Annotated in this window: 8 protein-coding genes; 4 read left to right on the top strand and 4 right to left on the bottom strand. The window is 63.6% G+C overall.

The window, feature by feature from the left end; genetic code table 11:
* The first annotated feature begins 188 nt into the window (after positions 1-188).
* The 3 genes from CL52_RS18245 to CL52_RS18235 all read left to right on the top strand — a co-directional run bounded on the left by CL52_RS18245 (position 189) and on the right by CL52_RS18235 (position 5,331).
* The gene (locus tag CL52_RS18245; RefSeq protein WP_041108230.1) at positions 189-1,994 is read left to right on the top strand and encodes a phenylacyl-CoA dehydrogenase; all 1,806 of its coding nucleotides are present in this window, start codon (positions 189-191) and stop codon (positions 1,992-1,994) included.
* Positions 1,995-2,129: 135 nt separating this feature from the next.
* Positions 2,130-3,428 (top strand): GGDEF domain-containing protein, encoded by a 1,299-nt coding sequence (locus CL52_RS18240; protein WP_043222265.1) that lies wholly within the window; start codon positions 2,130-2,132, stop codon positions 3,426-3,428.
* A 127-nt stretch (positions 3,429-3,555) separates the two neighbouring features.
* Positions 3,556-5,331 (top strand): acyl-CoA dehydrogenase C-terminal domain-containing protein, encoded by a 1,776-nt coding sequence (locus CL52_RS18235; protein ID WP_041108228.1) that lies wholly within the window; start codon positions 3,556-3,558, stop codon positions 5,329-5,331.
* 351 nt (positions 5,332-5,682) lie between these two features.
* Here CL52_RS18235 and msrA read toward each other — a convergent pair whose 3' ends face one another.
* Together msrA and CL52_RS18225 are read right to left on the bottom strand one after the other, a co-directional pair.
* Entirely contained in the window at positions 5,683-6,327 is a 645-nt protein-coding gene (gene msrA, locus CL52_RS18230; RefSeq protein ID WP_043222263.1) for a peptide-methionine (S)-S-oxide reductase MsrA, read from the bottom strand.
* A gap of 92 nt (positions 6,328-6,419) precedes the next feature.
* Positions 6,420-9,086 carry a putative bifunctional diguanylate cyclase/phosphodiesterase gene (locus tag CL52_RS18225; RefSeq protein WP_043223320.1) on the bottom strand — a complete coding sequence of 889 codons (2,667 nt, stop codon included), beginning with the start codon at positions 9,084-9,086 and terminating at the stop codon, positions 6,420-6,422.
* Between the two features lie 159 nt (positions 9,087-9,245).
* On the opposite strand from CL52_RS18225, the gene CL52_RS18220 reads away from it, so the two are divergent.
* Complete coding sequence (locus CL52_RS18220) at positions 9,246-9,710, top strand: hypothetical protein (protein ID WP_043222261.1); 465 nt, start codon at positions 9,246-9,248, stop codon at positions 9,708-9,710.
* A 74-nt stretch (positions 9,711-9,784) separates the two neighbouring features.
* On the opposite strand, the gene aceF is transcribed toward CL52_RS18220, so the two are convergent.
* Together aceF and aceE are read right to left on the bottom strand one after the other, a co-directional pair.
* Positions 9,785-11,428 (bottom strand): dihydrolipoyllysine-residue acetyltransferase, encoded by a 1,644-nt coding sequence (gene aceF, locus CL52_RS18215; RefSeq protein WP_043222258.1) that lies wholly within the window; start codon positions 11,426-11,428, stop codon positions 9,785-9,787.
* Between the two features lie 11 nt (positions 11,429-11,439).
* Complete coding sequence (aceE, locus tag CL52_RS18210; protein WP_043222256.1) at positions 11,440-14,085, bottom strand: pyruvate dehydrogenase (acetyl-transferring), homodimeric type; 2,646 nt, start codon at positions 14,083-14,085, stop codon at positions 11,440-11,442.
* Positions 14,086-14,210: the final 125 nt, after the last annotated feature.

The following is a 14,210-nucleotide window of genomic DNA, read 5'->3' as shown; positions in this document are numbered from 1 at the left end:
AGGCGTTTTTCCCTCCCATTTCTCTCTGAAAGGCGATGAACGGCGTCATGGCCCCTGCTTGACATTCGCTCTGCCATAAACGTATGTTTCAAACACCTGTTTGATGATGGTCGCTCCGTTGGAGCACCTCCATACGCCATGACCGCTTGCCGGTCAGCAGACTAGAACCAACCGCTGAGGTTTACGCTATGCCCGACTACAAGGCCCCCTTGCGCGATATTCGTTTCGTACGCGACGAGCTGCTCGGTTACGAGGCGCACTATCAGAGCCTGCCGGGTTGTGAAGACGCCACCCCGGACATGGTCAACGCCATCCTCGAAGAAGGCGCCAAGTTCTGCGAGCAGGTCCTGGCACCGCTGAATCGCGTCGGCGACACCGAAGGCTGCACCTGGACCGAGACCGGGGTGAAGACGCCGACCGGCTTCAAGGAGGCTTACCAGCAGTTCGTCGAAGGCGGCTGGCCGAGCCTGGCGCATGATGTCGAGCATGGTGGCCAGGGGCTGCCGGAGTCGCTCGGCATGGCCATGAGCGAAATGATCGGCGAAGCCAACTGGTCCTGGGGCATGTACCCGGGGCTGTCGCACGGCGCGATGAACACCCTGCACGAGCATGGCACCCCCGAGCAGCAGCAGACCTACCTGACCAAGCTGGTCTCCGGCCAGTGGACCGGCACCATGTGCCTGACCGAGCCGCATTGCGGCACCGACCTGGGCATGCTGCGCACCAAGGCTGAGCCTCAGGCTGATGGCAGCTACAAGGTCACCGGCACCAAGATCTTCATTTCCGCTGGTGAGCATGACATGGCCGAGAACATCGTCCACATCGTGCTGGCTCGCCTGCCCGATGCGCCGGAAGGTACCAAGGGCATCTCGCTGTTCATCGTGCCGAAGTTCCTGCCCAACGCGGCAGGCGAGGTTGGCGAGCGCAACGGCGTGAGCTGCGGTTCGATCGAACACAAGATGGGCATCCACGGCAACGCTACCTGCGTCATGAACTTCGACGGCGCTACCGGCTTCCTGATCGGCCCGCCGAACAAGGGCCTGAACTGCATGTTCACCTTCATGAACACCGCCCGCCTGGGTACTGCCCTGCAGGGCCTGGCGCACGCTGAAGTCGCCTTCCAGGGCGGAATTACCTATGCCCGTGAGCGTCTGCAGATGCGCTCGCTGACCGGGCCGAAGGCGCCGGAGAAGGCAGCCGACCCGATCATCGTGCATCCTGATGTGCGCCGCATGTTGCTGACCATGAAGGCTTTCGCCGAAGGTAACCGCGCGATGCTGTACTTCGCGGCCAAGCAGGTCGACGTCATGCAGCGCAGCGCCGACGAAGAGCAGCGCAAGGCGGCCGACGCGATGCTGGCGTTCCTGACTCCGATTGCCAAGGCATTCATGACCGAAGTCGGCTTCGAGGCAGCCAACCACGGCGTGCAGATTTACGGCGGCCACGGCTTCATTGCCGAGTGGGGCATGGAGCAGAACGTGCGCGACAGCCGCATCTCCTGTCTGTACGAAGGCACCACCGGGATCCAGGCGCTCGATCTGCTGGGCCGCAAGGTGCTGATGACCCAGGGCGAGGCGCTCAAGGGCTTCACCAAGATCGTTCACAAGTTCTGCCAGGCCAATGAAGGCAACGAAGCCGTCCAGGAATTCGTCGGCCCGCTGGCGCAGCTGAACAAGGAGTGGGGCGAGCTGACCATGAAGATCGGCATGGCGGCGATGAAGAACCGTGAGGAAGTAGGCGCTGCCTCGGTGGATTACCTGATGTTCTCCGGCTACGCCTGCCTGGCCTACTTCTGGGCCGACATGGCGCGTGTCGCGGCCGAGAAACTCGCCGCCGGCACCGAGGAGGAGGGCTTCTACAAGGCCAAGCTGCAGACCGCGCGCTTCTATTACGGGCGCATCCTGCCGCGCACCCGTGCGCATGTGGCGGCGATCCTTTCCGGCGCGGACAACCTGATGGATATGGCTGAAGAGGACTTCGCCCTCGGTTTCTGAGGACGAAGGCGTCGAGCAAAGGCCGCTGCATTGCAGCGGCCTTTTTCATTTCATCTGGTTTTTTGCCAAGGCGTCACGTGCCTTGCCAGTCGGGTGAGGGCAAAATGCCAGCCTCCACAACCTGACGGTCAGCTTGTGTCACGCCCGCACGCGTTTCGCCCATCCCATTTCGCGGCTCCCGCGGCCCTGCTCGTCACCGGGCTGGTGATGGCGCGCCAGCCCGCCCTGAGCGAATTCTTCGCGTCGCTGTACAACGTGCTGCCGACTCTGCTCCTGCTGCTCGGTACCGCCCTTTGCCTGAGCTACGGGCGGATCCGCGAAGGCTTCATGCTGGCGGTGATCTACCTCGCCTATTTCCTGCTCGACAACCAGGTCGACCATTACCGGGCCAGTGGACAGTTACGGCCCGATGCGGCGCTGACCTTTCATCTCTGCAGCCTGCTGCTGCCATTGCTATATGGTCTGTTCGGCGCCTGGCGCGAGCGCACTCATTTGTTGCAGGAGGCACTTGCCCGAACTGCGGTGCTGTTCATCGTAACGGTGATGGCGGCTGCGCTGGCGCAGCGCTTCCCGCTCGCCATGCACGATTGGCTGGTGGAGATCCGCTGGCCGATGCTGCAGCTCCCCTGGCTGACGCTGATCCAGCTGGCGTATCCGGCGTTTCTGCTGGCCTGGGTCGTGCTGCTGGTTCAGTACCTGCGTCAACCACGCCCGACGCATGCGGCCGGCCTGGTCGCGCTGGGTACGCTGTTGTTCATGCTGCCGCAGACTTTTGCCTGGCCCTTCGCGCTGAATGTACTGGCGAGCCACGCGATGCTGATGCTCGTGGAAGCTATAGCGCACGAAGCCTACCTGATGGCATTTCGCGACGAACTGACCGGCCTGCCCGGGCGTCGGGCACTGAACGAGCGACTGCAGCGGCTGGGGCGCAGCTATGTGGTCGCGATGGCCGATGTCGATCATTTCAAGGCCTTCAACGATACGCACGGACATGATGTCGGTGACCAGGTGCTGCGCCTGGTTGCCAGCCGGCTGAGCAAGGTCGGGGGCGGTGGCCGAGCCTATCGCTATGGCGGTGAGGAGTTCACCCTGCTGTTTCCCGGGCGCTGTATAGAGCAATGCCTGCCTTACCTGGAGAGCGTACGCCAGGCCATCGAGGAGTATCCGTTGCAGTTGCGCGATCGTGGCAAGCGCCCAAGCGACGATCGGCTGGGCCGGCAAGCCCGTGGCCGAGCGGCGGCAGCGAGCGTGTCGGTGACCATCAGTATCGGAGTGGCGGCGGGCCTCGGCGAGCAGCGCAGCGCCGAGGGCGTGATCAAGGCGGCCGATCAGGCGCTGTACGCCGCCAAGAAGGCCGGTCGCAACTGCGTTCGCGTCCACGGCGCCGGCCGTGGCGCAGTGCGTACGGGCGAGCGGCCGCTGTTCGACCGCTAGGGCTATTCGGTGACCATACAAAACCATGCGGTCACAAAAAGACGCTTAATTCGGTATTGGTTGTTCAGTTAGACTCCGGAGACCGGCCTGTTCAAGGCTGTCGATAAGCGTCTTGCGAGGATTTCCCATGGCTGATTACAAAGCGCCGCTGCGCGACATGCGTTTCGTGCTCAACGAGGTTTTCGACCTTCCCCGCCTCTGGCAGAGCCTGCCAGCACTCGCCGACGTGGTGGATGCCGAAACCGCCGACGCCATCCTCGAGGAGGCCGGCAAGATCACTGCCGGTACCATTGCCCCGCTCAACCGCAGCGGTGACGAGGAGGGTTGTCGGTGGCAGGACGGCAAGGTCAGTACACCGACCGGGTATCCCGAGGCCTACCGACTCTATGCCGAGGGTGGCTGGGTCGGTGTGGGCGGTGACCCAGCCTACGGTGGCATGGGCATGCCGAAAGCGATCTCGGCGCAGGTCGAGGAAATGATGAACTCGGCGAGCCTGGCCTTCGGCCTGTATCCGATGCTCACCTCGGGCGCCTGCCTGTCGATCTACGCCCACGCCAGCGAAGCGCTCAAGCAGAAATATCTGCCGAACATGTACGCCGGCGTCTGGGCCGGCTCGATGTGCCTGACCGAGCCGCACGCCGGCACCGACCTGGGGATGATCCGGACCCGCGCCGAGCCGCAAGCCGATGGCAGCTACAAGGTCAGTGGCACCAAGATCTTCATTACCGGGGGCGAGCACGACCTGACCGAGAACATCATCCATCTGGTGCTGGCCAAGCTGCCGGATGCGCCGGCCGGCTCGCGCGGTATTTCGCTGTTCCTCGTGCCGAAGGTGCTGGTCAACGAAGATGGCTCGCTGGGTGAGCGCAATGCGCTGTCGTGTGGCTCGATCGAGCACAAGATGGGTATCCAGGCCTCGGCTACCTGCGTGATGAACTTCGACGGCGCCACCGGCTGGATGGTTGGCGAGCCGAACAAGGGGCTGGCGGCGATGTTCACCATGATGAACTACGAGCGCCTGGGCGTAGGCATCCAGGGTCTGGCGACCGGCGAGCGCTCCTACCAGAGCGCCATCGAGTACGCCCGCGAACGTATCCAGAGCCGTGCGCCGACCGGCCCGGTGGCGCAGGACAAGGCGGCCGATCCGATCATCGTGCATCCGGATGTGCGTCGCATGCTGCTGACCATGAAGGCGCTGAACGAAGGCGGTCGCGCATTCTCCACCTACGTGGCGATGCAGCTGGATATCGCCAAGTTCAGCGAAGACACCGAGGCCCGCCAGCGTGCCGATGCGCTGGTCGCTCTGCTTACGCCAGTGGCCAAGGCCTTCCTGACCGATCTGGGGCTGGAAACGACCGTGCATGGCCAGCAGGTGTTTGGCGGTCACGGTTTCATTCGCGAATGGGGGCAGGAGCAGCTGGTGCGCGACTGCCGCATCACGCAGATCTACGAGGGCACCAACGGCATCCAGGCGCTCGATCTGCTGGGGCGCAAGGTGGTGGGTAGCGGCGGCGAGCTCTACCGGCCGTTCGTTGAGGACATTCGGGCGTTCATCGGTTCGGCGGGTGCCGAGATGGCCGAATTCACCGCGCCACTCGAGGCCGCGTTGAACAACCTCGATGAGCTGACCGGCTGGCTGCTCGAGGAAGCCAAGCGTTCGCCAAACGAGATCGGCGCCGCGTCTGTCGAGTACTTGCACGTGTTCGGCTACACCGCCTATGCCTTCATGTGGGCGCTGATGGCCAAGGCCGCAATGGGGCGAGACGGCGACGACTTCTATCAGGGCAAGCTGGCCACCGCGCGCTTCTACTTTGCCCGTCTGCTGCCAAGGATTCACTCGCTCACGGCGAGCGTGCGCGCCGGCAGCGAGTCGCTCTATCTCCTGGAGGCAGGGCAGTTCTGAGACTTAATCTGAAGGCATCCTGAAATTATTTCGCCAGCCTGTGGAACGATATCGCCATCAGTCGAGTCTTAACCCGAGTGCATGTAAGCCATCGCCTATAGCCTTCGCTACGGACGGCGAGCTTGTAGGTGATGGCTTACATCGCGCGATGCAAGATGGCGACTGTTGGCTCACAAGGCCGCCGGGTTAGGCTACTTGCACATGGACGTTGCGCAGGGAAACGCGCCTAGCACAACAAGGAAACCAGAAGGAAAGCGCCATGGAGGCGCAGATCACGGATGTCGGAATTCAGTCTGCAAAGGCCCCGCTAACGCGGGGTTTTCTTTTTCCGCCGCGTTAATCCCGGCCTTCTCAGGGCAGGCAGACGCCCGTGCCCCCTAGTCCACAATAGCCACCGGGATTCTTTGCCAGGTATTGCTGGTGGTAGGCCTCGGCGTAGTAGAACGTCGGGGCGTCGGCGATTTCCGTGGTGATGGGCCCGAAGCCGGCGCGGTCCAGCTGCTGCTGGAAGCGTTGGCGGCTATCGAGCGCCTGGGCAAGTTGCGCGGCGTCGGTACAGTAGATCGCCGAACGATACTGGCTTCCCATGTCGTTGCCCTGGCGCATGCCCTGGGTGGGGTCGTGCGATTCCCAGAACAGCTTGAGCAGCTGGCCGTACTCGATGACGCCGGGATCGAACACCACCAGCACCGCCTCGGTATGGCCGGTCAGACCGGAACAGACTTCTTCATAGGTGGGGTTGGGCGTAATTCCTCCCGCGTAGCCGACCGCAGTGACCCACACGCCCGGCTGTTCCCAGAAGCGCCGTTCGGCACCCCAGAAGCAACCCATGGCGAATAGCGCCCGACCATAGCCGTCCGGAAACGGGCCGGTGAGCGGATGGCCGTTGACCTGATGGCTGCCAGGCACCGGCATGGGCGTCGAACGTCCGGGCAGGGCCTGCTCCGCGGTTGGCAACGCCTGACGGTGAACGAGAATCTGCGAGCGCAGTGTCATGTCGGTGGCCTCGGTATCGGTCGATCGCTCAAGGCTACCCAAGCTGGCGCGACGGTGAAAGCCGAATGCGGACCGGCGGATGTCGCGCGGTGTTACAACCAGTTCGGATAGCGGCGCAGATGTTCGGCGAGCAGCTTGCCGGCGATCGGGGGGTCGAACAGATAGCCCTGACCAATGTCGCAGCGCTGGCTGCGCAGGTAGCGCAGCTGCGCGGCCGTTTCCACGCCCTCGGCCACGACTTTCAGACGCAGATTGTGGGCCATGGCGATCACCGCCGAAGTGATCTCCATGTCGTCTTGGCTGTCCGGAATGTCCTTGATGAAGCTGCGGTCGATCTTGATGACATCGATCGGGAATTTCTTCAGGTAGCTCAGCGACGAGTAGCCGGTCCCGAAATCATCCATGGCAAGCGTCAGGCCCAGTGCCTTCAGGCCGATGAGCTGTTGCCGTGTTTCCTGGGTGGCGGCCAGCAGCAGCCCTTCGGTGAGTTCGAGCTCGAGCTGGCTGGGCGGCAGCTTTTCCTCGCGCAGGATGGTCGCGATGGAAGCGACCAGATCGGGGTCGGAGAACTGCTTGGGCGAGAGGTTGATCGCGATCTGCGGCGCCCCATGGCCGCTGGAAGCCAGCCATACACCCATGCGACAGGCCTCGCGCACGACCCATTTGCCGATCGGGATGATCAAGCCGGTTTCTTCGGCGACGCTGATGAACTGATCCGGACGGATCATGCCCTTCTCCGGATGATTCCAGCGCAGCAGGGCTTCCAGTCCTTGCAGGCGGCCGCTGCGCAGGCACAGCTTCGGCTGGTAGAACACTTCCAGCTCGTTCTGGTTCAACGCGCGGCGAAGGTTGTTTTCCACGAACAGCTTGTAGTTGGCCTCGGCATGCAGCGCCTCGGTGAAGATCTGGACCTGGTTCTTGCCGTTGGCTTTCGCCTTGTGCAGCGCCTGCCCGGCATGCTTCATCAGGGTTTCCGGATCGCGTCCGTGCAACGGGGCGCAGGCCAGGCCCAGCGAGGCACTGACGCTGATCAGCTGCTTGTCGACGAACAGCGGCCGGTCGAGGGTATGCAGAACCTGATCAGCCAAGCGAAGGGCGTCGTCGACCTCCTGGTCGTCCAGCAGGATGGCGAACTCGTTGCTGGCGAAGCGTGCCAGCACCGTGCCGCTCGCCAGGCTGTTGCGCAGCCGGCGGGCGAGATTCGACAGCAACTTGTCGCCCGTCTGATGGCCGAGGCTGTCGTTGATCCGCTTGAAGTTATCGATGTCGACCAAGAGCAGGCAGAGCCTGGGCTCGCGGTTACCGGCAAAGCGCTCCTCCAGGCTGCGGATGAAAAACGGCCGGTTGCTGAGGCTGGTGAGGTTATCGGTATAGGCCAGTCGCTCGATATGCTGTTGCGCCAGTTTGCTGTGGGTGACGTCTTCGTAGATGCCGATGTAGTGCGTCAGCTCGCCATCCTCACCTAATACTTTGGAGATCGACAGCTGGCCCCAGTAGGGCTCCAGGTTCTTGCGCCGGCTGCGGAATTCGCCTTGCCAGCTGTTGCCATGGCTGAGTGTCGAAGAGGTGTCGAACAGCAGTTCGCTGAGGTTCTCCATGGCCGACAGCTCGGTCAGGCGTCGGCCGCACACCTCGTCCGCAGAGAACTGCGTGATGCCGGTGAAGCTAGGGTTGACGTACTCGACCCTGCCGTCGCGATCGACAAGGATGAAGGCGCTGGCGCTCTGTTCGATGGCGCGGCGAAACAGCTGCAAGCGGTGGGTCGCGCTGACCCGCTGTTGGTTGGCCAGCACCTGGGCGTATTGATCGGCCAGCTCGCCGGCGAAGGTGATCTCGTCGGGTTGCCAGTTGCGCGGTGCGCCGTTGTGCTGAAGACACAGGATGCCGGCGACCTCGCCGCCGACCCGGATGGCTGCGTGAAGGATCGAACGAATGCCGCGCGGGGCGAAAAAAGTTCGATTCAGTTCTTCGAGGCGGGGGTCGTCGGCGACATCGCTGGCTTCGAGCGTGCGGCTGTTATGCAGTGCGTCGAGATAACCGGGGCTGGGCGACAGATCGACATGGGCGGGGTATTCGAAACTGTCATCCTCGCGCAGGAAGGACGCAACGGCTTCGGCCCGGCTGCCGTCGAGATGCCAGATCGCCGCTCGCCCCACGTCGAAGGCTTCGACGGCGGCCTGGGTGATCAGTTGCGCGGCCTCGAGCTGTGGGTTCGACGAGCAGTAACGGTGCCGCGCCAGCCGCACGATCAGCGCCTGTTGAGCGCGCGAACGCAACAGTTGGTCCAGCTCGGGTGTGGCCAGCGACTCGTCGAGCGAGGCGGGCTGGCCCGCCGATTCCGCTTCGATCGCCAGCTGCAAATCTGCCTGGCGACCGGCGATGAGATAACCGACCAGCAGTTCTCGGCCATATCGGTGGCTCTGCTCGCCGACTTCGATGACCTCCAGGGTGCCCGTGGGGCAATGCAGGCAGTAGCTGACCCGGTAGTGGTTTTCATGAACCAGCTGCTGTTGGATCTGCTCGTGCAGTCGATGACGGACCGAGGGCTCCATCAGGCTGGCATACGGCGATTCGGTCAGCGAGCAGAGCTCGCTGGCGGCGACACCCATCTGCTGTTCGCATGCCGGATCGAGATAGAGCAGTGCCCAGCTGGCCTCGTTCAGCCGCTCGAAACGCAGCAAGCCAAGGCGCGAGGGCACTGGCAACTGCGTCACAACCTCGGTCGCCAGGCGGCTGGCGGCATCGGTATGTATTTTCATCGAGCGGTTCGCTTCCAGTATGCTGACCGAGTTGGCCAAATGGCCTCTAGCATCTGACGATAGCCAATTGATACTAACCAGAGGCAAGGGTGCATTATGCGACAGGGACTGACAAGTCGGCTGGCAAGGATATTCACGGCAGCGATTGCGGGTTCTGTGATGCTCTGCGCTTCGGCTGCCGAACCGCTTCAGTTGAGCTCCGAAGAGTCGGCACGTTACCTGGCCGAGCTACGCAGGCTGTACCTCACCACCAGTGATCGCCAGGCCCTGCTGGCGCACGGCAACGGCCTGTTGGAAACCTATGCGCTGCGTGCCGGTTACCAGGTTGGCCAGGCTGATGCCCAGGATGTGCTCTATCGGCTCGATCTCGGCTCGCCCGGCCAGTTGCGCGTGCGCGAAGAGCGCCGCGGCCCGGGTAGCGAGGTCGCCGTGCGCAATCGCAGCCTGTCGGTGTTCGGCCTCGATCCTTATCTGGAATATCGCTGCCTGGAGCAGGAACCCTCCTGCACCGTGAGCAGCCCCGCCGACGGCGAGCCGCTGGTACGCATCATGCGCGACCAACAGGGCGCTGCGGAGTTGGCCAAGGCGCTGTCGTTCCTGATTCGCAACCTGCAAAAGGGCTGACAGCGGTTCGGCGCTGACCCGCGAGCAAAAAAAGACCCGCCAGTTGGCGGGTCTTCTTTTTGCGCGAGCCTGCCTCAGAGCAGCATCGTACGGATGTCCGCGAGCAGCTCCGACAGACGCTTGGTGAAGCGCGCTGCAGCGGCGCCGTTGATCACGCGGTGATCGTAGGACAGCGACAGCGGCAACATCAGGCGCGGCTGGAACGCCGAGCCATCCCATACCGGCTGCATGGTGGCCTTGCTGACACCGAGGATCGCCACCTCCGGCGCATTGACGATCGGCGTGAAACCGGTCCCGCCAATGTGTCCGAGGCTGGAGATGGTGAAGCAGGCGCCCTGCATGGCATCCGGCGAGAGCTTCTTGCTGCGCGCCTTTTCTGCCAGCTCAGCGGCTTCGCCAGCCAGTTGCAGCAGGCTCTTCTGGTCGACGTTGCGAATCACCGGGACCATCAGGCCATCGGGAGTATCCACCGCGAAGCCCAGGTGCACGTACTTCTTGCGGATCAGCGCCTTTCCGCTCGGAGCCAGCGAGCTGTTGAAGTCCGGCAACTCCTTGAGCAGGTGCGCGCAGGCCTTGAGCAAGAGCGGCAGTACGGTGAGCTTGACGCCGGCCTTTTCGGCGACCGCCTTCTGCGCCACACGGAAGGCTTCCAGTTCGGTGATGTCGGCGGACTCGAACTGAGTCACGTGCGGCACGTTGAGCCAGCTGCGGTGCAGGTTCGCCGCACCGATCTGCATCAGGCGGCTCATCTCGACTTCTTCGATCTCGCCGAACTTGCTGAAATCCACTGCCGGAATCGGCGGAATGGCGGCGCCGCTGGCGGCAGCCGTGCTCGGCGCGCCCTGCTGCAGCATGCTCTTGACGTACTGCTGCACGTCTTCCTTGAGAATGCGGCCCTTCGGACCGCTACCGTTCACGGCTGCCAGCTCGACACCGAACTCGCGCGCCAGTTGGCGCACTGCCGGGCCCGCATGGACCTTCGCGCCGTCGCGGCTGGGTGCGGCAGCCGGCTGCGCCGGTGCCGCGGCACTAGCTGCCTGTGCCGGCGGCTCGGCTGGCTTCTGCTGCGGCGCCGCAGGCGCCTGGGCCGGTGCGGCGGCCGGTTGCTCGGCCGCAGCCGGCGCGCTGCCTTTGACCTTCAGCGTGAGGATGGCGTCGCCGGTGCCGACCTCGTCGTTGAGCTTGACCGTCAGGCTTTCCACCACGCCGGGAGCCGGCGAGGGGATCTCCATGCTGGCCTTGTCCGACTCGAGGGTGATCAGCGACTGGTCGGCTTCGACCTGGTCGCCGACCTGCACCAGAACCTCGATGACCTTGGCCTTGCCGGACGAACCGATGTCCGGCACCTTGATCTCCTGGCTCTGCTCGGTGCCTGCCGCAGCGGCGGCCGGAGCCTGCGCCTCGGCGGCGGGGGCCGGCGCTTCCTCTTCGGCCGGCTTGGCCGGCTCGCTGGCTGCAGCTGCTGGTGGCTCGGCGGCGCTGCCGTCCTCGCTGTCCAGTTCCAGCAGCTCGTCACCTTCCTTGAGCTTGTCGCCAAGCTTGACCTTCAGGCTCTTGATCACCCCGGCCTTCGGCGCGGGGATCTCCATGCTGGCCTTGTCCGACTCCAGGGTCAGGATGCTCTGATCGGCCTCGATGCGGTCGCCGACCTTGACGAACAGCTCGATGACTTCACCCTCACCGCTGCCGATGTCGGGTACGCGAATCAACTCACTCATTTGTTCGCTCCTCAGCAGTCCAGGGGATTGGTCTTTTCAGGGTCGATGCCGAACTTGGCGATGGCATCGGCCAGTACCTTGGCTTCCATATCGCCGCGGGCGACCAGTTGTTCCAGGGCTGCCAGCACGACCCAGTTGCGGTCGACCTCGAAGAAGTGACGCAGCTTCTTGCGGCTGTCGCTGCGACCGAAGCCGTCGGTACCCAGGACACGGTATTCCTTTGTCGGCACCCACTGGCGAATCTGGTCGGCGAACAGCTTCATGTAGTCGGTTGAGGCCACTACCGGGCCCTTGCGGCCTTCCAGGCACTGCTCGACGTAGGACTTGCGGCGCGTCTCGGTCGGGTGCAGCAGGTTCCAGCGGTCCACCGCCAGGCCGTCGCGGCGCAGCTCGTTGAAGCTTGGAACGCTCCAGACGTCGGCGGCGACGCCGAAGTCGTCGCGCAGGATCTTCGCCGCTTCGCGCACCTCGCGCAGGATCGTGCCCGAGCCCATCAGCTGCACACGCAGCGGCTTGTCGTTGCCATCTTCCTCGAGCAGGTACATGCCGCGGATGATGCCTTCTTCGACGCCTTCGGGCATGGCTGGCTGCTGGTAGGCCTCGTTCATCACCGTCAGGTAGTAGAAGACGCTTTCCTGCTGCTCGACCATCCGACGGATACCTTCGCGGATGATCACCGCCAGCTCGTAGCCGTAGGTCGGGTCATAGCTGTGGCAGTTCGGAATGGTCGAGGCGAGGATGTGGCTGTGGCCATCCTCGTGCTGCAGGCCTTCGCCATTGAGCGTGGTACGCCCCGAGGTGCCGCCGACGAGGAAGCCGCGCGCCCGGCTGTCGCCAGCCGCCCAGGCCAGGTCGCCGATGCGCTGGAAGCCGAACATCGAATAGAACACGTAGAACGGCAGCATCGGCTGGTTGTGGTTGCTGTAGGCGGTCGCCGCGGCAATCCAGCTGGACATGGCGCCGGCCTCGTTGATGCCTTCCTCGAGGATCTGGCCCTTCTTGTCCTCGCGGTAGAACATCACCTGGTCCTTGTCCACCGGCTGGTACAGCTGGCCGACCGAGGAGTAGATGCCGAGCTGGCGGAACATGCCCTCCATGCCGAAGGTACGTGCCTCGTCCGGAATGATCGGCACGATGCGCGAGCCCAGGTCCTTGTCCTTGACCAGCTGCGCCAGGATGCGCACGAAGGCCATGGTGGTGGAGATTTCGCGGTCGCCGGAGCCATCGAGGATGGCCTTGAGCGTCTCCAGCGGCGGCGTCGGGATGCTGAAGCTCTTGGCGCGGCGCTGTGGCATGAAGCCACCGAGCTTCTCGCGGCTCTTGAGCAGATACTTCATCTCCGGGCTGTCGGCTTCGGGCTTGTAGAAAGGCAGCGCCTCGAGCTGGTCGTCCGGGATCGGGATGCCGAAGCTGTCGCGGAAGGCCTTCAGGCTTTCCAGGTCGACCTTCTTCACGTTGTGGGTGATGTTCTGCGCCTGGCCGGAGCCGGTGCCATAGCCCTTGATGGTCTTGGCCAGGATGACGGTCGGCTGGCCCTGGTGGTTGACCGCGTTGTGGTAGGCCGCATAGACCTTGAACGGGTCATGACCGCCACGGTTGAGCTTCCAGATTTCCTCGTCGGAAAGGTCCTTGACCATTTCCTTGAGCTCCGGGGTGGCGAAGAAGTGCTCGCGCACGAAGGCGCCATTGTTCGCCTTGTAGTTCTGGTAGTCGCCGTCGACCACCTCGTCCATCCGGCGCTGCAGGGCGCCGTTGTCGTCCTTGGCGAACAGCGGGTCCCACAGGCGGCCCCAGATCACCTTGATCACGTTCCAGTTGGCGCCACGGAAGTTGCCTTCCAGTTCCTGGATGATCTTGCCGTTGCCGCGCACCGGGCCGTCGAGGCGCTGCAGGTTGCAGTTGACCACGAAGATCAGGTTGTCGAGCTTCTCGCGACCGGCCAGGGCGATGGCGCCGAGCGATTCCGGCTCGTCGGTCTCGCCGTCGCCGAGGAAGCACCAGACCTTCTGCTTGCCCGCCGGGATGAAGCCGCGGTGCTCCAGGTACTTCATGAAGCGCGCCTGGTAGATCGCCTGGATCGGGCCCAGGCCCATGGATACGGTCGGGAATTGCCAGAACTCCGGCATCAGCCAGGGGTGCGGGTAGGAGGACAGGCCATTGCCGTCCACTTCCTGGCGGAAGTTGTTCAGCTGATCTTCGCTGATGCGGCCTTCGAGAAAGGCGCGGGCGTAGACGCCGGGCGAAGCGTGGCCCTGGAAATACACCAGGTCGCCGCCATGTTCTTCGGTCGGCGCCTTGAAGAAATAGTTGAAGCCGATGTCATAGAGCGTCGCGCTGGAGGCGAAGGTGGAGATGTGGCCACCCAGGTCCGGGTCCTGCTTGTTCGCGCGCATGACCATGGCCAGGGCGTTCCAGCGGACCAGCGAACGGATGCGTCGCTCCATGAACAGGTCGCCGGGCATGCGGGCCTCATGGGCGACTGGAATGGTGTTGCGATATGGCGTGGTGATCGCATAGGGCAGCTGCGTGCCGCTGCGACTGGCCAGTTCACCCATCCGGGTCATCAGATAATGAGCGCGTTCCTCACCCTCGCGGTCGAGGACGGACTCAAGGGCGTCCAGCCATTCCTGGGTTTCGATGGGATCGAGATCTTGCATGGCTTGCTCCATGGCGGAAAGGCTTCCAGAATCGGTTGCCTGCTTCGCATCCCGCTTTGTGGGCGGGTGCGTTATATGTTCTTGGATGCTGCCCGGGGGTAGGACCAGGCGTATGTAGTTTTACT

It is taken from the genome of Stutzerimonas balearica DSM 6083 (assembly GCF_000818015.1).
GTDB lineage: Bacteria > Pseudomonadota > Gammaproteobacteria > Pseudomonadales > Pseudomonadaceae > Stutzerimonas > Stutzerimonas balearica.
Note: the sequence above shows the minus strand (reverse complement) of the source record. Positions and strands in the feature narration are given on the sequence as shown.

What these genes read in the sequence shown, in the direction of transcription:
- aceE (WP_043222256.1), bottom strand. Translation starts at nt 14,085, where the DNA reads ATGCAAGATCTCGATCCCATCGAAACCCAGGAATGGCTGGACGCCCTT.
- CL52_RS18225 (WP_043223320.1), bottom strand. Translation starts at nt 9,086, where the DNA reads ATGAAAATACATACCGATGCCGCCAGCCGCCTGGCGACCGAGGTTGTG.
- msrA (WP_043222263.1), bottom strand. Translation starts at nt 6,327, where the DNA reads ATGACACTGCGCTCGCAGATTCTCGTTCACCGTCAGGCGTTGCCAACC.
- CL52_RS18235 (WP_041108228.1), top strand. Translation starts at nt 3,556, where the DNA reads ATGGCTGATTACAAAGCGCCGCTGCGCGACATGCGTTTCGTGCTCAAC.
- aceF (WP_043222258.1), bottom strand. Translation starts at nt 11,428, where the DNA reads ATGAGTGAGTTGATTCGCGTACCCGACATCGGCAGCGGTGAGGGTGAA.
- CL52_RS18220 (WP_043222261.1), top strand. Translation starts at nt 9,246, where the DNA reads ATGCTCTGCGCTTCGGCTGCCGAACCGCTTCAGTTGAGCTCCGAAGAG.
- CL52_RS18245 (WP_041108230.1), top strand. Translation starts at nt 189, where the DNA reads ATGCCCGACTACAAGGCCCCCTTGCGCGATATTCGTTTCGTACGCGAC.